General features: G+C 73.9%; 16 protein-coding genes and 1 pseudogene. 10 read left to right on the top strand and 7 right to left on the bottom strand.

What is annotated here, in order from left to right:
• Window positions 1-11: 11 nt before the first annotated feature.
• The gene (locus ACY34K_RS19995; RefSeq protein WP_462748906.1) at window positions 12-1,103 is read left to right on the top strand and encodes a phosphotransferase family protein; all 1,092 of its coding nucleotides are present in this window, start codon (window positions 12-14) and stop codon (window positions 1,101-1,103) included.
• A gap of 6 nt (window positions 1,104-1,109) precedes the next feature.
• Here the strand turns inward: ACY34K_RS19995 and ACY34K_RS19990 are convergent, their stop codons facing one another.
• Window positions 1,110-1,475 (bottom strand): hypothetical protein, encoded by a 366-nt coding sequence (locus ACY34K_RS19990; RefSeq protein ID WP_462748904.1) that lies wholly within the window; start codon window positions 1,473-1,475, stop codon window positions 1,110-1,112.
• A gap of 203 nt (window positions 1,476-1,678) precedes the next feature.
• Here ACY34K_RS19990 and ACY34K_RS19985 point away from each other — a divergent pair, with 203 nt between their 5' ends.
• The 4 genes from ACY34K_RS19985 (at window position 1,679) to fxsA (ending at window position 5,698) form a co-directional block, all read left to right on the top strand.
• Window positions 1,679-2,119, top strand: a complete 441-nt coding sequence (locus ACY34K_RS19985; RefSeq protein ID WP_462748902.1) for an Lrp/AsnC family transcriptional regulator — start codon at window positions 1,679-1,681, stop codon at window positions 2,117-2,119.
• A gap of 22 nt (window positions 2,120-2,141) precedes the next feature.
• The gene (locus tag ACY34K_RS19980; RefSeq protein WP_462748900.1) at window positions 2,142-3,752 is read left to right on the top strand and encodes an amidohydrolase; all 1,611 of its coding nucleotides are present in this window, start codon (window positions 2,142-2,144) and stop codon (window positions 3,750-3,752) included.
• A 526-nt stretch (window positions 3,753-4,278) separates the two neighbouring features.
• Entirely contained in the window at window positions 4,279-5,055 is a 777-nt protein-coding gene (locus tag ACY34K_RS19975; protein WP_462748899.1) for a polyprenol monophosphomannose synthase, read from the top strand.
• A 61-nt stretch (window positions 5,056-5,116) separates the two neighbouring features.
• Window positions 5,117-5,698, top strand: a complete 582-nt coding sequence (gene fxsA / locus ACY34K_RS19970; RefSeq protein ID WP_462748898.1) for an FxsA family membrane protein — start codon at window positions 5,117-5,119, stop codon at window positions 5,696-5,698.
• Window positions 5,699-5,809: 111 nt separating this feature from the next.
• On the opposite strand, the gene ACY34K_RS19965 is transcribed toward fxsA, so the two are convergent.
• From ACY34K_RS19965 to yczE, 4 genes are all read right to left on the bottom strand, one after another.
• A complete protein-coding gene (locus ACY34K_RS19965; RefSeq protein ID WP_026278069.1) occupies window positions 5,810-6,184 on the bottom strand; it encodes an RNA polymerase-binding protein RbpA in 375 nt (124 codons plus the stop codon).
• Window positions 6,185-6,439: 255 nt separating this feature from the next.
• Window positions 6,440-7,795 carry an MFS transporter gene (locus ACY34K_RS19960; protein ID WP_462748895.1) on the bottom strand — a complete coding sequence of 452 codons (1,356 nt, stop codon included), beginning with the start codon at window positions 7,793-7,795 and terminating at the stop codon, window positions 6,440-6,442.
• Between the two features lie 43 nt (window positions 7,796-7,838).
• Complete coding sequence (locus ACY34K_RS19955) at window positions 7,839-8,603, bottom strand: glycerophosphodiester phosphodiesterase family protein (RefSeq protein WP_462748894.1); 765 nt, start codon at window positions 8,601-8,603, stop codon at window positions 7,839-7,841.
• Window positions 8,600-9,277 carry a membrane protein YczE gene (gene yczE, locus ACY34K_RS19950; RefSeq protein ID WP_462748893.1) on the bottom strand — a complete coding sequence of 226 codons (678 nt, stop codon included), beginning with the start codon at window positions 9,275-9,277 and terminating at the stop codon, window positions 8,600-8,602. Before yczE ends, ACY34K_RS19955 begins: the two co-directional genes overlap by 4 nt.
• 102 nt (window positions 9,278-9,379) lie before the next feature.
• Here yczE and ACY34K_RS19945 point away from each other — a divergent pair, with 102 nt between their 5' ends.
• Complete coding sequence (locus tag ACY34K_RS19945; protein ID WP_462748891.1) at window positions 9,380-10,885, top strand: SCO1417 family PLP biosynthesis transcription factor; 1,506 nt, start codon at window positions 9,380-9,382, stop codon at window positions 10,883-10,885.
• Window positions 10,886-11,333: 448 nt separating this feature from the next.
• Here the strand turns inward: ACY34K_RS19945 and ACY34K_RS19940 are convergent, their stop codons facing one another.
• A complete protein-coding gene (locus ACY34K_RS19940) occupies window positions 11,334-12,929 on the bottom strand; it encodes a hypothetical protein (protein ID WP_462748890.1) in 1,596 nt (531 codons plus the stop codon).
• A gap of 37 nt (window positions 12,930-12,966) precedes the next feature.
• Entirely contained in the window at window positions 12,967-13,161 is a 195-nt protein-coding gene (locus tag ACY34K_RS19935) for a hypothetical protein (RefSeq protein ID WP_462748888.1), read from the bottom strand.
• Window positions 13,162-13,411: 250 nt separating this feature from the next.
• Between ACY34K_RS19935 and ACY34K_RS19930 the strand changes: the two genes are divergently transcribed.
• From ACY34K_RS19930 to ACY34K_RS19915, 4 genes and pseudogenes are all read left to right on the top strand, one after another.
• Window positions 13,412-13,804: an ankyrin repeat domain-containing protein gene (locus tag ACY34K_RS19930; RefSeq protein WP_462748886.1), complete on the top strand. Its 393-nt coding sequence runs from the start codon at window positions 13,412-13,414 to the stop codon at window positions 13,802-13,804.
• Window positions 13,805-14,035: 231 nt separating this feature from the next.
• Window positions 14,036-15,454, top strand: coding sequence for a HEAT repeat domain-containing protein (locus ACY34K_RS19925; protein WP_462748884.1), 1,419 nt, complete (start codon window positions 14,036-14,038; stop codon window positions 15,452-15,454).
• Window positions 15,455-16,004: 550 nt separating this feature from the next.
• Window positions 16,005-17,135, top strand: a complete 1,131-nt coding sequence (locus ACY34K_RS19920; RefSeq protein WP_462748882.1) for a glycosyltransferase family 4 protein — start codon at window positions 16,005-16,007, stop codon at window positions 17,133-17,135.
• A pseudogene (locus tag ACY34K_RS19915) lies at window positions 17,132-18,256 on the top strand (glycosyltransferase); the annotation flags it as partial. The gene ACY34K_RS19920 and the pseudogene ACY34K_RS19915, both read left to right, overlap by 4 nt.
• Window positions 18,257-18,537 lie beyond the last annotated feature (281 nt).

Below are 18,537 nucleotides of genomic sequence, written 5' to 3'. Positions count from 1 at the left end.
GGAGCCGCGTCATGGCCACGGCACCGCGCCCCCGCACCACCACTCGCCGGCCCGCCGAACTCGCCCGCCGCCTCACCGCCTGGCTCGACACCCGCCTCCCCGGCGCGCGCGTCACCGACGTCGCCGTACCCGCCTCCAACGGCATGTCCAGCGAGACCCTGCTCTTCACCGTCGACCACCCGGACGCGCCCGTCCCCGGCTGCGTCCTGCGCCTGGCAGCCGACCCGGCCGCGTACACGGTCTTCCCGGTGTACGACATGGCGCGGCAGTACCGCGTGATGCGCCTCGTCGCCGCGCACACCGACGTACCGGTGCCGCGCGTGCTGTGGCTGGAGGACGACCCGACGGCACTCGGGGCACCCTTCTTCGTCATGGCGCGTGCCGAAGGCCGCGTACCGCCCGATGTCATGCCCTACACCTACGAGGGCAACTGGCTGCACTCCGCCACCGACGCCGAACGCGCCCGCCTCCAAGCCGCCAGTATCTCGGTGCTCGCCCGGCTCCACGACCAGTTCCCGGCACACGAGGCACGGTTCCTGTTCCCGGACGGCCAGGGCAGCCCGCTGCGGCGGCACGTCGACGCCCAGCGCGCCTACTACGCCTGGGTCACCGACGGACTGCCCCGCTCACCGCTGATCGAAGCCGCCTTCGACCGGCTGGAGGCGATCTGGCCCGCCGACGAAGGACCGGCCGTCCTCAGCTGGGGCGACGCCCGTATCGGCAACATCGTCTACGACGGCTTCGAACCCGCCGCCGTACTCGACTGGGAGATGGCCGGCCACGCCCCGCGCGAGGTCGACCTCGGCTGGACCGTGTACCTCCACCGGTTCTTCCAGGACCTCACCGAAAGCTTCGGGCGGCGCGGACTGCCGGACTTCCTCCGCCGTGACAGCGTCGAGCGGCACTACGCCGAACTCACCGGACACACCCCGCGCGACATGGACTTCCACACCCTCTACGCGGCGCTGCGGCACGCCGTGGTCATGCTGCGTGTCGCTTACCGGCAGGTGCACTTCGGCGAGGTGAAGGTGCCCGACGACCCGGACGGCCTGATCCTGCACCACGCCACCCTGGCGGCGATGGTGCAGGACCGGTACTGGTGACCCGGATCAGGCCGCGCGCCGCATCTGCGGCACCTTGATCGGGCGCGAACCCGGACCGCCCACGTGCGAGAAAGGCTGCGTACGCCAGTCGAGACCCTGGGGGAGCGTCAGCAGCAGGCCCGTCTCCTGCTCCTGGACGTCCAGCGTCTCGTCGGCGGGCCGCGCCTCGGCCGCCGCCCGTCCGGTGCCGGAACACACCGACAGCACGAACGGATTCCACGGCGTGGGGCAGAACGCGTGCTCGGGCAGCACGTCCTCGTCCGCCAGCAGCGCGATCGGCTGCGCACAGTCCGGGCAGACGACCCGGAACATCTCGAAAGTGTCGTATGAGTCGAGCTCGTTCGTCTCGACCGAATCAACAGGCTCCTGCATGGAGAATCTCCCCCTCGGGTGGGCCGACCAGGCTCATGCGGCCTCGACCACAGCAAGCACTTCCCTCCGGGCCCGCCAGGTAACCGTCCGGTCTCGAACGACCGAGCAGGAAACCTGTGGCGTTGGTCACATGCCGCTCGCAGGTGCCCCTCCGAGGTGCCTCCGACTGTGCCGCGGGGCACCCGGGGCAATAGGTTGACCGCATGGAGGAGCTGGATCGTCAGATCGTCGAGTTGCTCGTCAAGGACGGGCGCATGAGCTACACCGACCTGGGCAAGGCCACGGGGTTGTCCACCTCGGCGGTGCACCAGCGCGTGCGCCGCCTCGAGCAGCGCGGCGTCATTCGCGGGTACGCCGCCGTGGTCGACCCCGAGGCGGTCGGGCTGCCGCTCACCGCCTTCATCTCGGTCAAACCGTTCGACCCCAGCGCCCCCGACGACATCGCCGAACGGCTCGCCGACGTCGCCGAGATCGAGGCCTGCCACAGCGTCGCCGGCGACGAGAACTACATCCTCAAGGTCCGCGTGGCGACCCCGCTGGAGCTGGAGCACCTGCTCACCCGCATCCGCTCCAAGTCCGGCGTCTCCACCCGCACCACCGTGGTCCTCTCCACGCCCTACGAGGCCCGGCCGCCGCGCGTCTAGCACCGTCTTTAGGCTGGTCACCATGACCGAGAGCGAACACCGCACCGTGCTGCTGCGCGGTGGAGACGTCCACAGCCCCGCCGACCCCTTCGCCACCGCGATGGTCGTCGAGCGCGGGCACATCGCCTGGGTGGGCTCCGAGGGCGCCGCGGACGCCTTCGCCCCGGGCGTGGACGAGGTCGTCGACCTCGAAGGCGCCCTGGTGACCCCGGCGTTCGTGGACGCCCACGTGCACACCACGTCCACCGGCCTCGCCCTCACCGGTCTCGACCTGTCCGGCGCCGCCTCCCTCGCCGACGCGGCCGCCCGCGTCCGCGCGTACGCCGCGGACCGGCCCGCCGACCCCATCCTCATCGGGCACGGCTGGGACGCCTCCCGCTGGCCCGAGCGGCGGGCGCCGCGCCGGGACGAGCTGGACGAGCTCACCGGCGGTCGCCCGCTCTACCTCACCCGGATCGACGTCCACTCGGCCGTCGTCACCACCGCGCTGCTCGATCTGGTGCCCGGCGTCCGCTCCCTGACCGGCTACCGCGACGGCGAGCCGCTGACCGGCGACGCCCACCACGCCGTGCGCTCCGCCGCGTACGCCGCCGTCTCCGCCGACCAGCGCGCCGAGGCCCAGCGGGCGGCCCTGCGCCGCGCCGCCTCCCTCGGCATCGGCACCGTCCACGAGTGCGGCGGCCCGCACATCTCCTCGGAGGACGACTTCACCGGCCTGCTGAAGACCGCCGCGGCCGAGGCGGGCCCCCGGGTCGTCGGGTACTGGGCCGACACCGACGTGGAGCGGGCGCGCGAGCTGGGCGCGATCGGCGCCGCCGGAGACCTCTTCGTCGACGGCTCCCTCGGCTCCCACACGGCCTGCCTGCACGAGCCGTACGCCGACGCGGGCCACACCGGCACCGCCCACCTGGACGCCGACGCCGTCGCGGCACACGTCACCGCCTGCACCGAGGCCGGTCTCCAGGCCGGTTTCCACGCCATCGGCGACGCCGCCGTCAGCGCCGTCGTCGAGGGAGTGCGGACCGCTGCCGAGACCCTCGGTCTCGCCCGGATCCGCGCCGCCCGCCACCGCGTCGAGCACGCCGAGATGCTCACCCCCGAGACCGTCGCCGCCTTCGCGGAGCTCGGGCTCACCGCCTCCGTGCAGCCCGCGTTCGACGCGGCCTGGGGAGGCGAGGACGGCATGTACGCCCAGCGCCTGGGCGCCGAGCGGGCCCGCACGCTCAACCCGTACGCCGCCCTCCTGCGTGCCGGCGTGCCGCTGGCCTTCGGTTCCGACAGCCCCGTGACCCCGCTGGACCCGTGGGGCACCGTCCGCGCCGCCGCCTTCCACCGCACCCCCGAACACCGGATCTCGGTGCGCGCCGGCTTCACCGCCCACACGCGGGGCGGCTGGCGGGCCACCGGACGCGACGACGCGGGGGTCCTCGTCCCCGGAGCGCCCGCCGACTACGCGATCTGGCGCACCGGCGATCTGGTCGTCCAGGCGCCCGACGACCGGGTCGCCCGCTGGTCCACCGACCCCCGCTCCGGCACCCCCGGGCTGCCCGACCTGGCCCCGGGCGCCGACCTCCCGGTCTGTCTGCGGACCGTGGTCTTCGGACAAACGATCTTCGTGCGACCGAACGAGTGATAGGGGGACATTTCGCGCGCCGGGTCGCGTGCGCCGGGGCTCGTCCGCGACCTGCGGATCTTCCCCGCTGACCTGGTCATTCCGTAAACGCCGCAGGTTGTGGGGCTGTTGACAGCGAGCGGTCGGCGGCGGGTAGGTTCGGCCGAGTCCACCACAGGACGTCCGACCGGTCGACCTCCCCACAGTCGTCGAACGCCGCTGGATCAGGGGGTGGTGTGCCGCACCGGCGCACCGCCACTGGGAGCCAGGTGCAGCGACCGCGCCTCGGGGGCGAGGGAAGGCTTTTCCGGAAGGGGGTCCCCCCTGCTCCTGGCGAGCCCGGGGGAGGGTGCGACCCGGGTGGGGCCCGGAAGTTCAGTAGACAACGGCTCTCGGTCGGCCCGCAGCCAGCGGGACCCAGGTCGGCCCGAAGGACGCCGGGCCCCGTTCCGCGCGTCCCACGCACCCGCTTTCCCGAAGCCGCCGCCACGAGCCGCTCCGGAGGCTCGCTATGGTGGTGATCCGTGTACGGACGTGAGGGGCAGCAGTGAACGACGGTGGCCAGAGGCGATACGGCCCGCTCGGCAGAGCCTTGGTGATCATCCCGACCTACAACGAGGCCGAGAACATCAAGCCGATCGTCTCCCGTGTGCGCAAGGCCGTGCCCGACGCCCATGTCCTCGTCGCGGACGACAACAGCCCCGACGGCACCGGCAAGCTCGCCGACGAGCTGGCCGCCGAGGACGACCACGTCCACGTCCTGCACCGCAAGGGCAAGGAAGGCCTCGGGGCGGCCTATCTGGCGGGCTTCCGCTGGGGCATCGAGCGCGACTACGGCGTCCTGGTCGAAATGGACGCCGACGGTTCCCACCAGCCCGAGGAGCTGCCCCGCCTGCTGACCGCGCTCAAGGGCGCGGACCTCGTCCTCGGCTCCCGCTGGGTGCCCGGCGGCCGGGTCGTCAACTGGCCCAAGTCCCGCGAGTTCCTCTCCCGCGGCGGCAGCACCTACTCCCGCCTCCTGCTCGACGTCCCCATCCGTGATGTCACCGGCGGATACCGCGCCTTCCGCCGGGAGACCCTCGAAGGCCTCGGCCTCGACGAGGTCGCCTCCCAGGGGTACTGCTTCCAGGTCGACCTGGCCCGCCGCGCCGTCGCCGCCGGCTACCACGTCGTCGAGGTGCCGATCACCTTCGTCGAGCGGGAGCTCGGCGACTCCAAGATGAGCCGGGACATCGTCGTCGAGGCGCTGTGGCGGGTCACCGCGTGGGGTATCGGCTCCCGCGCCGGACGCCTGCTGGGACGCAAGGGCCCCGGCCCCTCCTGAAGTCCCGGCGCCCCTTCACCCCCTTGTCCCGTCCCGGCGAGTGGCCAGGCACACTGGGACCATGACGACCGGCGCACCGCCTCCCCTCGCCCCGAAGCGCTCTCGCGCGCGCACCCTCGCCCCGCTCGGCATCGCCGCGTGGCTCGTGCTGGAGATCTGGCTGCTCACCCTCGTCGCGGGAGCGGCCGGCGGGCTGACCGTGCTCGCCCTCCTGATCGGCGCCGGAGTCCTCGGCGCCGCCGTGATCAAGCGCGCCGGACGCCGGGCGTTCCGCACGCTGAGCGAGACGCTCCAGCAGCAGCAGTCGGGCGCCGCGCCGTCGCCGGACCGGGGGAGCACGGGCAACGGATTCCTGATGCTCGGCGGACTGCTCCTGATGCTGCCCGGCCTGGTCTCGGACGTGGTGGGTCTGCTGCTGCTCCTGCCGCCGGTCCGCGCCCTGGCGAGCACGTACGCGGAGAAGTCCCTGGACCGGCGGATGCGCGCGGCCGTTCCCGGTTTCGCCGGTCTCGGCGACGCCTTCCAGCAGACCCGGATGCGGCACCCCGAGGGCAAGGTCGTCCAGGGCGAGGTCGTACGCGACGACGCACCCGGTCGCCGCGACGACGAGCAGGGCGGCACCCGGCCACCCCTCGCCCCCTGATCTCCCGGACCGGCGGCCCGGCCCGGTCGGGCACCACAAAGCCGTGGGGCGGCGGTACACATCGTGTACCGCCGCCCCACGGCTTTGCCGTCGGCGCTCGCCCTCGGGCGACTACGCGGACTTCCGGCTGTCGCGCGGATGCACGGCGATGTTCATGGCGCCGGAGCGGAGAACCGCCAGCCTCTCGGCCAGCACCTCCTCGAGCTCCTCGCGGGTACGCCGCTCCATGAGCATGTCCCAGTGCGTACGCGCCGGCTTGCCCTTCTTCTCTTCGGGGCCGTCCCCGTCCACGAGGAGTGCCTGGCTTCCGCAGACCTTGCACTCCCACTCCGGCGGAATCTCCGCCTCGACCGAGAACGGCATCTCGAAACGATGCCCCTTCTCGCATGCGTACTCCACCGCCTGGCGCGGGGCCAGATCGATGCCGCGGTCGGTCTCGTAGCTGGTCACCACGAGGCGCGTGCCGCGAAGAGCTCGCTCACTCATGAATCGTGCCTCCCGGGCTTGTCGCCCACAGGACAGGTGTCGCTGTCGTCGTCATCCGGTCAACGTCCGGTCGGCGGTAAAGATTCCCGTTGCGGGTCATGCGTCGCCCGTCGTGCCGCCCCTTGTTGTACCCACCAGTGCCCGGTTTGTCACATCTGACAGCAGATGTCACCCAGCGCCTTCACTACTTCAGCGCGCAGTAACGGTCCGCCTGGCAGGCCAAAGGCGTACACTACCGGCCTTTCACTTCCACGTCTAAATCCGGTCGGGTACGGGGTTGCCCGCGGCGGCGACCGCCCGCCGTACCGGCACCCGCGCGAGCAGGACGAATCCCAGCCCGAAGAAGAGCACCAGAGAGATGATCGCGTCCCGATAACTGCCGGTCACCTGGTACGCGAGGCCGAAGACCAGGGGCCCCAGCCAGCTCAGGCCGCGGTCGCTCATCTCGTACGCGGAGAAGTACTCCGCCTCCTTGCCCCGCGGCACCAGGTGCGAGAACAGCGAACGCGACAGCGCCTGGCTTCCGCCCAGGACCAGCCCGATCGCCCCCGCCATCACGTAGAACCAGACCGGCGCCCCGGCCGGCAGGAAATAGCCGGCCGCCAGGATCAGCGTCCACACCGCCAGCGAACCCAGGATGGTCCGTTTCGCGCCGTACGACCGCGCGAGGCGCCCCATGCCCAGCGCCCCCGCCACCGCGAGGATCTGCACCAGCAGCACCGCCGTGATGAGCGTCGTCTGGTCCAGGCCCAGCTCCTCCGAGCCGTAGATCGACGCCTGGGAGATCACCGTCTGCACCCCGTCGTTGTAGATGAGGTAGGCGAGGAGGAAGGACAGCGTCAGGGGGTGCCGGCGCATGTCGCGCAGCGTCGCCATCAGCTGCCGCCACCCGGAGCCGACCGCGCCCTCGCCCCCGGGCGCCACCCGCCGGTCCCGCAGCCGGCGCAGCGGCACGAGCGTGAACGCCCCCCACCACAGCCCGGCCGACGCCAGACAGATCCGCACCGCCTCCGACTCCGACAGGCCGAACGACTCGTGGCCCGTGTAGAGGACCAGGTCCAGCACGAGCACCAGCGCGCCCGACGTGTATCCGAAGGCCCAGCCGCGCGAGGAGACCGCGTCGCGCTCCTCCGGTTCCGCGATCTGCGGCAGATAGGCGTTGTAGAGCACCATCGAGACCGCGAGCGAGGCGTTCGCCACGATCAGCAGGAAGGCACCGAGCAGATAGCGGTCCCCGTCCAGGAAGAACAGTCCCGCCGTCGCGGTCGCACCGAGGTAGGCGCACGCGGCCAGCAGTGGCTTCTTGCGACCGGTCCGGTCCGCCACCGCTCCGGCCAGCGGCATCACCAGGACGGCCACGATGACCGACACGGACACCGCGTACGCGAAGACCGAGCCCGCGCGGACCGGGATGCCAAGGGGATGGACGAAACCGTCGGCGTCCGCGGCCGCCCTGGCCACGGACGTCAGATACGGCCCGACGAACACCGTCAGCACACTGGACGAGTAGACCGAGCAGGCGAAGTCGTAGAAGTACCAACCGCGTTGTTCACGTCTGCGGTCGGCTGCACCGGCGGTCCCGGTGCCCGGATCGGTGGTGTCGGCGGTCACGCCCGCCCCCCTCGCTCGTCCCCGTGGCGAGACGGCGCGCGCCTCAGGCCCAGACTCCCCGGGCGGTCAGCACCGTGCGCAGCGTCTCCAGATGATCGGTCATGATGCCATCCACCCCCAGGTCGAGGAGAGCGGCCATCCGGTCCGGATCGTTCACGGTCCACACGTGCACCTGCAGCCCCCGCTCGTGCGCCGCCCGCACGAAACGGCGGTCCACCACCCGGACCCCGCCCTGGCTCTCCGGCACCTGCGCCGCCACCGCCCCCGCCCGCAGGGCCGCCGGAATGCCCAGGGAACGCAGCCGCAGCCCCACCACACCCCGCACCCCGTACGAGGTGGCGAGCCGGGGCCCGGCCAGACGCAGCGCCCTGGCCACCCGGCCCTCGTTGAAGGAACCGACGCACACCCGCTCCCACGCACCGGTCCGGCGCACCAGCTCGATCAGCGGGACGAGGGCCGACTCGGCCTTGATGTCCACATTCCACCGGGCTTCCGGGAACTCCTCGAGGAGCTCCTCGAACAGCGGAAGCGGTTCCCTCCCCGCCACCCTCGCCCGGCCGACCTCGCTCCAGGGCAGGTCGCGGATCCGTCCGCGGGCGTCGGTCACCCGGTCCAGCGTGGCGTCGTGGAACGCGACGAGCCGGCCGTCGGAGGTGGTGTGCACATCGGTCTCGAAGTACCGGTACCCGGCCGCGGCGGCCCGCCGGAACGCGGCGACGGTGTTCTCCAGCCCGTCCGCCGCCCCGCCGCGGTGGGCGAACGGTATGAGGGAGGGGTGGTCCAGATAGGGGTGGCGTACGAGAGTCACGGCCGCAGTATCGCCCGCCGAGGTGTCCCCGAGGCGACCACCGTGCTTCCGCCGTCCGCGGCGGGGACGGCGAAGAGGCGCAGGAAGAGCTGGGCGAGCGGCCCGATCATCAGGGCGTAGAGCACCGTGCCGACCCCCAGGGAGCCGCCGAGGAGGAAGCCGGACACCACGACGGAGACCTCGATCGCGGTCCGGACCAGCCGCACCGACCGGCCGGTGACCCGGTGCAGCCCCGTCATCAGGCCGTCACGCGGGCCCGGGCCGAACCGGGCGGCGATGTACAGGCCGGTGGCGGCCCCGTTGAGCACGATTCCGGCGAGCATCAGCGGGATCTGGGCGAGCAGACCGCGCACGTCCGGAGTCACCGCCAGGGTGCCGTCCATCACGACGCCGATCACGAAGACGTTGGAGACGGTGCCGAGGCCGGGCTTCTGCCTGAGCGGTATCCAGGCGAGCAGGACGAGTGCCCCGACGATGATCAGGACGACGCCGATGGTGAGACCGGTCAGCTCCGAGAGCCCCTGGTGCAGCACGTTCCAGGGCTCCAGCCCGAGCCCGCTGCGCACCAGGAGGGCCGAGCTCACCCCGTACAGCGTCAGACCGGTGTAGAGCTGCAGCAGACGGCGGGTGAGGTGCCGGCCGCGCCGGCTCGTGGTGTCCGGGGTGGTGGACAAGTTGTGCCCCCCGATGTGGTGGTGGTGGACTGACTCATGTCACTGTGGGAGGGGGAATTGGACCGCAACCATGGCCAATTCGAGAAAGGTGGACTGAATTCCATGGCTCAGTGGACTTCGGCGGTGGGTCCCGCCCAGCTCGCCCGGCAACTGAACGCGCAAGCGCCACGGCCGGCCGGGCCCGGCACCCGCAAGCCGCCCGCCTACCGCGCGCTCGCCGACGGCATCCGCCTCCTGGTCCTGGAAGGCCGCGTCCCGGTCGCGGCGAGGCTGCCCGCCGAGCGCGAACTGGCCCTGGCGCTCTCCGTCAGCCGCACCACGGTCGCCGCGGCGTACGAGGCGCTTCGCGCGGAGGGCTTCCTGGAGTCCCGGCGCGGGGCCGGCAGCTGGACCGCCGTACCGGCGGGCAACCCGCTGCCCGCCCGCGGCCTCGAACCGCTGCCGCCGGAGTCCCTCGGTTCCATGATCGACCTCGGCTGCGCGGCCCTGCCCGCCCCCGAGCCCTGGCTGACCCGGGGCTTCCAGGGCGCGCTGGAGGAGCTGCCGCCCTACGCCCACACGCACGGCGACTACCCGGCCGGGCTCCCCGCGCTGCGGCAGATGCTCGCCGACCGGTACACCGAGCGGGGCATCCCGACGATGCCCGAGCAGATCATGGTCACGACCGGCGCGATGGGGGCGATGGACGCCATCTGTCATCTCTTCGCCGGTCGCGGCGAACGCATCGCCGTCGAATCCCCTTCGTACGCCAACATCCTGCAGCTCATGCGGGAGGCCGGCGCCCGGCTGGTGCCGATCGCCATGGCGGAGGGGCTGACCGGCTGGGACCTGCCCCGCTGGCGTCAGGTGCTGCGGGACGCCGCCCCCCGGCTGGCCTATGTCGTGGCCGACTTCCACAACCCCACCGGCGCGCTCGCCGACGAGGACCAGCGCCGCCAGATGGTCGACGCCGCCCGCTCGGCCGGCACGGTCCTGGTCGTCGACGAAACCATGACGGAGCTGTACCTGGACGCCGAGATGGACATGCCCAGGCCGGTCTGCGCCTTCGACCCGGCCGGCAGCACCGTCCTCACCGTCGGCTCGGCCAGCAAGGCGTTCTGGGCCGGCATGCGCATCGGCTGGGTCCGCGCGGCACCCGATGTGATCCGCTCGCTGGTCGCCGCGCGCGCCTACGCCGACCTCGGCACGCCCGTCCTGGAGCAGCTGGGCGTCAACTGGCTGATGCGCACCGGCGGCTGGGAGGAGGCGGTCGCCCTGCGCCGGGCGCAGGCCCGCGACAACCGCGACGCCCTGGTGGCCGCCGTCCGCAGGGAGCTGCCCGACTGGGAGTTCGAGGTGCCGTCCGGCGGGCTGACCCTGTGGGTGCGGACCGGCGGGCTCTCCGGCTCCCGGCTCGCCGAGGTCGGCGAGCGCGTGGGCGTCCGGGTGCCGTCGGGCCCGCGCTTCGGCGTGGACGGCGCCTTCGAGGGGTACGTACGCCTGCCGTTCACCGTCGGCGGGCCGGTCGCCGAGGAGGCGGCGGTCCGGCTGGCCGCCGCGGCCCGCCTGGTGGAGGCCGGTGCGAACGGCGTGAACGGGGCGGAGGAGCCGCGCACGTTCGTGGCCTGAGCCGGGGCCCCGGTTCGCGTCGGCGGGGCGAGCGGCGGTGGCCCCGCCTGCGAGGAGGAGTCGCGGGGGGTGAGCGGCCACAGTCGGCGCGTGCGCGTTCCCGGCCGGCTTCCCCGCCCGTCCCGCGGTGGCGGTGGCGGTGGCGGTGGGGAGCCGGGGCGGACGGCGAGGAGGCGGGGTGGTGCGTGGGGCGGGGTGCGGTCGGCCGCATGGTCTCCACGCCCTGCTCGCGGCCGGCGGTGCGGTGCGCGGGCGCGTGGCGCACGAGCCCCTTGGCGTGCGGGGCTTCATGGGATGTGGCGCGAGGCCGGCGCGTGAGGCGGCCACGGGCCCCGGGGGCGGCTCCCCGCTCGCGAGCGGGCGCCGGGCTGTCCGGTCGGCGGCCGGGGCGGCGCGCGAACGCCCGGCCCGCCTCCGGGGCTCGCGGCCGGAGCCCCCGCCGTGGTCGTCAGCTCGGGGCCAGCCGGCCCGTGCCGGTCGGCCACTGGTCGCGGCGCGGCAGTGCGTCCGCGCCGTCCGCGGGCCGCTGCGACTGGTGCTCGGGGAGCAGTTCCAGCACGGCCTGGCGGTGCGCCTCGGTCGTGGCGTCGTCGTACGGGTCCGGCGTCGCGGGCACCTGGAGCCGCAGCACCGGGCCGGTGCCGAGCCGCGCGTACCCCCGGCCAGGCGGCACGTCGGGCGTCGGCGTGGTGTGCGGCGCCGCGCCCAGGACCGCCTCGACCTGTGCGGCGGAAGCGGGCCCCAGCACCACCCGCGCGCGGGTGTGGTTCCGCACGGTCTCGCTGAGCGTGTCGACGGCGTCGAACTGTTCGGCCACGACGACCGTCACATGGGCCGCCCGTCCGTGCCGCAGCGGTACCTGGAGCAGCGACTGGGGGTCGACGCGTCCGCCGGCCGCCGCCAGATGACCGAACACGCCGGGCCGGTCCACCAGGATCCACAGCGGCCGTCGGGTGTCCTCCGGCGGGGTGTGCCCGGCCTGCCGGGCGCGGTTCGCCGCGATCAGCCGCCGCTCGGTCTCGTGCGCCGCCCACTCCAGGCTGGCCACCGCCCCGCCCAGGTCGCACTCGACGCCCAGCACGCCCCGGCGCCCGGCCAGGCAGGCGTACTCGCCGGTGCCGCTGCCCTCGACGATCAGCACGTCGCCGTGCGCCAGCGCCTGGAGGGCGATGGACCGCAGCAGGGTGGTGGTGCCGCTGCCGGGCTGACCGACCGCCAGCAGATGGGGCTCGGTCGAGCGGTGCCCGGTGCGCCACACCACCGGCGGTGCGTCCCGCGACGCGTCGCCCTCCCGGACCGGCACCGTCCGCTGTACGGCCCCGGCGTCCGTGAACCCCAGCACCGTCTCGCCGGGCACGGTCACGAAGCGCTGCGCGGCGATCGAGGTGGACAGGGCGGGCAGCACGGTCATCAGGAGCTGGTTGCCCTCCTCGTCCCACTCGAACCGGTACTCCCGGCCCCGCCCGGACTTGGCGTGCAGCAACTGCTCGATCCGGGCGCGCGAGGCGGCCTCGCCGTCCGTGAAGTACGCCGGGTAGGTGACCAGCAGGCGGGTGAGCCGGCCGTCCGCGTCGAAGGCGAAGTCGCTGAAGGCCTTGTTCCATTCGCCGCCGTGGGCGAAGAGCGGGCTGGGGTCCGCGGGCACGGAGAAGTACGGGACCAGGGCCTCGTACAGCGCCTTGAGCCGCTCGGTCTCCGCCGGATCCGGCCCGGTCCGTACGACCTGGCGCTCCCGCCCCCGCCAGCCCGCCGCGGCCATCACCGAGATCAGGGCGAGCAGCGGCCCGTACGGCATGAGGGCGACGACCAGCACGCCGGCGGCTCCGAGGAACAGCGCGGGACCCCGCCGGTCCTTGGGGGTCGCCGCCCACTTGGCGCGCCCGGCCGCGATCAGTCTGCGCAGGCCGCGCGCGATGACGATGAGCGGATGGAGGACGTCCGTGGCCCCGTCGGCGGCCGTGCGGGCCATCTCCCGGCCGCGAGCGATCCGCTCGCCGCCGATGATCGGAATGCGGGGGATCCGGGGGAGTGGTCGCCGGGCCACGTCGTGCTCCTGAAGTCGGGGAAGGGATCCTGGTGCGTCAGAACTTGATCCCGCCCAGCAGGCTGGCGAGGCTCGCGCCGCCCGCCGTGATGCTGGGCGCGATGGCGGTGCCCGCCAGGTAGAAGCCGAAGAGTGCGCAGACCATGGCGTGGGAGGCCTTGAGCCCGTCCCTCTTGAAGAAGAGGAAGACGATGATGCCGAGCAGGACCACTCCGGAGATGGACAGGATCATGAGGTTCTCCTGGGTGAGGGGACAGTCACCTTGAGTACTTCCAACCTCACAGGAAGTATCCATGCGATAAAAGGTGCAAATGGGTGAAATTGTGGTGTTTTCACTTGACTGGCCGATGAGCGCACCCGACCCGGGTCCCGCTCCGGGTCCCGCTCCCCGACCCGGCCTGAAGCCTCCGCCGCCGGGCAGTACCCTGTCGGTTCGTTCGTGGTCGATGAGCAGGTCAAGCAGTTGAAAGGCGGTCCGTCCGATGAGTGAAACCCCGGACTCCGAAGTCATCGAGCTGGCGTCCAAGATTTTCGATCTTGCGCGTCGGGGAGACGCCGAGACGCTCGCCGCGTACGTCGACGCCGGGGTGTCCGCGGACCTCACCAACGACAAGGGCGACTCCCTGGTGATGCTGGCCGCCTATCACGGCCACGTGGCCGCCGTTGCGGCCCTGGTGGCCCGCGGCGCCGACGTGAACAGCGCGAACGACCGTGGTCAGACGCCGATCGCCGGTGCCGTCTTCAAGGGCGAGGACGACGTCGTCCGCGCCCTCCTCGCCGGCGGGGCAGATCCGGAGGCAGGGACTCCGTCCGCGGTGGATACCGCGCGGATGTTTGGGAAGACACATCTCCTGGAGCTGTTCGAGTCCCGGTGAACGAACACTGAACACCAGGTGAGAGCGGTGCCGTAAATGTGGTCGCGGCGGCGAAATGGCTGGGTCATCATGACGTCGGGCCCGCACGGGGCCACCGACGAGAGGCAGAGGAAGATGGTCAGCACCAAGCAGAAGACGACGGGCGGCTCCACATGTTGCTGCGCGGCCTAGGCGATCACCGTTCCCCGGTTCTTCCCGGTTGCGTCGACAGCTTGATGTGAGGCATTTTCCATGTTCGATCCAGTCATAGCGCCGAGCGGCACCTTGCTCGGCCTGTTGCAGAGGGGCCGCGGCGACGGCACCCTGCACGCGCTCGCCGCGCCACGCGCGGAAGCCCTAGCGGCCCTCAACAGCTGCGTTCTCCACGACCCGCGCCAGGACTGGCAGGTCGAGAACCGCTCCCTCTACTACGCGCGCCTGTACCTGGATCTCCACGGTGGCCTCGACGACATCGAGGCGCACCTCTTCGGGGCCGAGGACCACTTCGACACCGAGGAGTCCCGTACCGGCCTCGCCCTCTCCGTACTGGGCCACCTCGCCTCGTACGGCCGCGAGGACGCCCTCGCCCTGCTGCGCAGGTACGCCGCGACCGGGTCGAACTGGGCCTGGGCCCTCGACGAGCTCGCCCTGCGCGACGACGACTCCGGACTGCGCGGCCTCGCGCTCCCGGTCCTCGCCCGCTTCCCGGCCACGCCGGAGGGCGACGCCGAGCTGGCCGGCGCCGTCCGCGACGCCTTCGAGCCCCGCCCCTGGCGGCTGTGGGCCGAGGATCCGCGCGAGGCCGTCGGCGCCCGCGTGCGCGCCGCCCGGGAACAGGGCTCCTTCGACCGCTGGCAGCGGCAGCTGCGCCCCTCGGGGCCGCGGCCCGGCTGGAGCGTCCAGGCCGTCTTCGACTGGGCCCAGCAGGGCCTGGAGCGGGGCAGTCCGCTGCACGGACCGGCCGCCCGCTGCCTGACCGCGGTCGCCGGGCCCGAGGACCGGCCCCTGATCCTCGAAGCCGCCCGCGGCGGCCCGGACGGCGCCCGCTGCGCCGCCCTGCACTACCTCGCCGAATCCCAGGACCCCGTCGTCCTGGACCTGATCGAGTCCGCCGTGAGCGGCGGCTCCCGCACCGTCGCCGAGGCCGCCGTCGCCGCCTTCGAGCGGATGTGCGGCGAAGCGGCCGTCGACCGCGCCCGCGGCTGGGTGCACCGGCCGGACGCGCTCGGTACGTCCGCGGCGGGCGTCCTGGCCTGCCGGGGCGGCGCCCAGGACGCCAAGCTCGTCCTCGGCGCCCTCCGCGAAGCCGTACGGGCCGACGGCCCCGACGCGCCGTCCCTCTACACGCTGGTCGACGGCGCCGGCCGGCTCGGCATCGGCTGCGCCGCCCCCGTACTGCGCCACATCTACCGCGAGACATCCGCTTCCCAGCTGCGCGGCCGCACCGCACGCGCCCTCGCCGCGACCGACCCCTCCTTCGCCACCGGCTTCGCCGTCGAATGCCTGTGGGACTGCGAGGAGACCACCAGGGAGATCGCCGCGCTGCACGCCGAGACGGGCGACGTCCGCGTGGCGGAACGCCTGCGGCGGCTGGCCACCGACCCGGCCGAGGAGGACGAGGTCCAGACCGCCGTCCGCAGCCGGATCGGCCCCGACACGCCGGCGCTCTGATTCCCGGGCCGGCGGGCTCCGGGGCTCAGGTCCCCGCGAGCCGAGCCCTGCGCCCTGAGTTCTGCGCCCCGCGGCCTGTGACCCGACCGCTTGGGCCGGGGCCGCCGGTCGCCGCGTGGCGATCCGGCGGTCCGGGTCCCCCGGCGCCTGGCCCGACCGCCGGGCCGCAAACCGGGACAAGGGCGGTGGTCCGCCCGCTGTGCGGGCGTCAGGTGCTGAGCCCGCCGGTCCGCGCCCGCCGCCGGCAAGGGGGCCGGGAGGCCGACGCCGGACCGCGGGCCGGAACGCCGCTCCGCGCCGGACCTGCGGGACGGGCCTCCGGCCCCGGTCCCACGGGTACGGACGCGCCGGCACTCCGGCTCCTGTCCGCCGGGCCGGAGGAACGCGACCGCCCGGGGCGGGCGGCCCCGGTCCGCCGGCGGCGCCGAGAGCCGGGTGCCGAGGAGGAGGGCGCCGGGGGAGGGCGGTGCGGGGAAACGCTCATGGGACGTTCCCCCGGGGGAAAGATCCAAGTCGGCGGAGCCACCCCGGTCGCGGCGACAACAGCGGTATGCGTGTCGTCATCGTCACCGAATCCTTTCCTCCCGACGTCAACGGTGTGGCGCACTGCGCCCTGCAGACCGCCCGTCATCTCGCCGCACGCGGACACGACCCGCTCGTCATAGCCCCGGCGGGGCCCGCCGGGGCCGCGGGCGCGGACTACGGGGGCGCGCCCTGCCCCGTGGTGCGCGTGCCCTCACTGCCGCTGCCCGGCTACCCGCAGGTGCGGGTCGCGCTGCCCAGCCGCCGGGTCGCCGCCGCCCTCACCGCCCACCGGGCCGACCTCGTCCACCTCGCGAGCCCCTTCGTGCTCGGCGTGCGTGGAATGGCGGCCGCCGCACGGCTCCGTCTGCCCGCCGTCGCCGTCTACCAGACCGACCTCGCCGGCTACGCCCGCACGTACATGGGCACCGGCGAGGGTGCCGCCTGGCGGCGGCTGCGGGCCGTGCACGGCGCCGCCGACCGGACCCTCGCGCCCTCCACCGCCGCCGTGCGCGACCTGGAGGAGCAGGGGGTCCCGCGGGTGCGGCTGTGGCCGCGCGGCGTCGACACCGTACGGTTCGGGCCCGGCCTGAGGGACGAGGCACTGCGCCGCGCACTCGCCCCGGACGGCGAACTGCTCGTCGGGTACGTCGGCCGGCTCGCCCCCGAGAAGCACGTGGAACTCCTCGCCGGAGTGTGCGGCCTGCCCGGCGTCCGCGTCGTGGTCGTCGGCGACGGCCCCAGCGAGGCCGCGCTGCGCACCGCCCTGCCCGGCGCCGTGTTCCTCGGCCGCCGCACGGGCGACGCACTCGCCCGGATCTTCGCCTCGCTGGACGTGTTCGCCCACACCGGGCCGTACGAGACGTTCTGCCAGACCGTCCAGGAGGCGATGGCCAGCGGTGTCCCGGTCGTCGCTCCCGCCGCCGGTGGACCGCTGGACCTCGTCGAGGACGGTCGGACCGGTCTCCTGGTCGCCCCGCACGACTCGGCAGCGGTGAGGGCGGCGGTGGCCGCGCTCGCCGCCGACCCCGCCCTCCGGACCGCGTACGGCCGGGCCGGCCGGGCCGCCGTCGAGGGCCGCACCTGGGCCGCCGTGGGTGACCGGCTCATCGGCCACTACGGCGAGGTGCTGGCCGCGCGTACGGCGGTGGCGGCATGAGCCTGCGCATCGTACGGCTAACGAACTTCGTCACCCCGTCCTCCGGCGGGTTGCGCACGGCGCTCGAGGAGCTCGGCCGCGGGTACCTCGCCGCCGGGCACGAACCGGTCCTCGTGAGGCCCGGAGAGACGACGAGCGACACCGTCACCGCCCAGGGCCGTGTCATCACCCTGCCGGGACGGGCGCTCCCCGGCACCGGCGGCTACCGCGTCCTCGCCGACCGGCGGCGCCTGCGCCGGGTGCTGGAGGAGCTCGGCCCCGACCGTCTGGAGGTCTCCGACCGCACCACCCTGCGCTGGACCGGCGAATGGGCCCGGCGCGCCCGCGTCCCGGCCGTGATGGTCTCCCACGAGACGGCCGACGGCGTCCTGCGCACCTGGGGTCTGCCGGCGTCCGCGGCCGCCCGGGCCGCCGACCGGCTCAACCGCCGCAGCGCCTGGGCGTACGCGCGGATCGTGTGCACGACCGAGTGGGCCGAGCGGGAGTTCGTCCGCGTAGGCGCCCGCAACGTGGTGCGGGCACCGCTCGGCGTCGACCTGCGGCGGTGCCACCCGGGGCGGCGCAGCACGGCCCTGCGGGCCAGGTACGCGCGAGAGGCGGACGTCCTGCTCCTGCTCTGCTCCCGGCTGTCGGTCGAGAAGCGTCCCGGCACGGCCCTGGACACCGTCGCGGAGCTGCGCGCCCGGGGCGTCCGGGTCGCCCTCGTGGTCGCCGGCGACGGCCCCCTGCGGGCCCGGCTGGAGCGCCGGTCCCGGGCGCAGCGGCTGGAGGCGCACTTCCTCGGCCACGTGGCCGACCGGGAGGCCCTCGCCGATCTGCAGGCCGCGGCGGACCTCTGCCTGGCGCCCGGACCGGCGGAGACGTTCGGGCTGTCCGCCCTGGAGGCACTCGCCTGCGGCACACCGGTCGTGGCGAGCGCGTCCTCTGCGCTGCCCGAGGTCGTGGGCGCCGCGGGCGCCGCGGCCCTGGACGCCCCGGCGGCGTTCGCCGACGCGGTGGGCGACGTGCTCGCCCGCCCGGAGACGCACCGCCGCTCGGTCGCCCGCGCCCGCGCGGAACTCTTCGGCTGGGACCGCGCGGTGGCGGCGTTCCTGACCGCCCTCGACGCACCGGCGCGCCCACCGCACGAGGCCCGCCCGCAGGACCGCGCCCCGGACCGCGCCTCCGAGCGCGTCCCCGACGGGTCCACGGGCCGTGCCCCTGACCGGTCCACGGGCCGCGCCCTCGACCGCGGCCTCGACCGGTCCCCGGATCGTGCTGCCGTCGACCGGTCCGTGGGCCGCGCCCTCGGCCAGGCCCCGGACGGTGCCTCTGACCGTGTCTCCGACCGGTTGACGGGCGGCGTCCCTGACCGCGCCTTCGACCGGTCCCCGGATCGTGCTGCCGTCGACCGGTCCGTGGG

Source organism: Streptomyces sp. STAM6 (assembly GCF_054963715.1).
The sequence above is the reverse complement of the archived record's forward strand: the minus strand, read 5'-3'. Positions and strand labels throughout refer to the sequence as shown.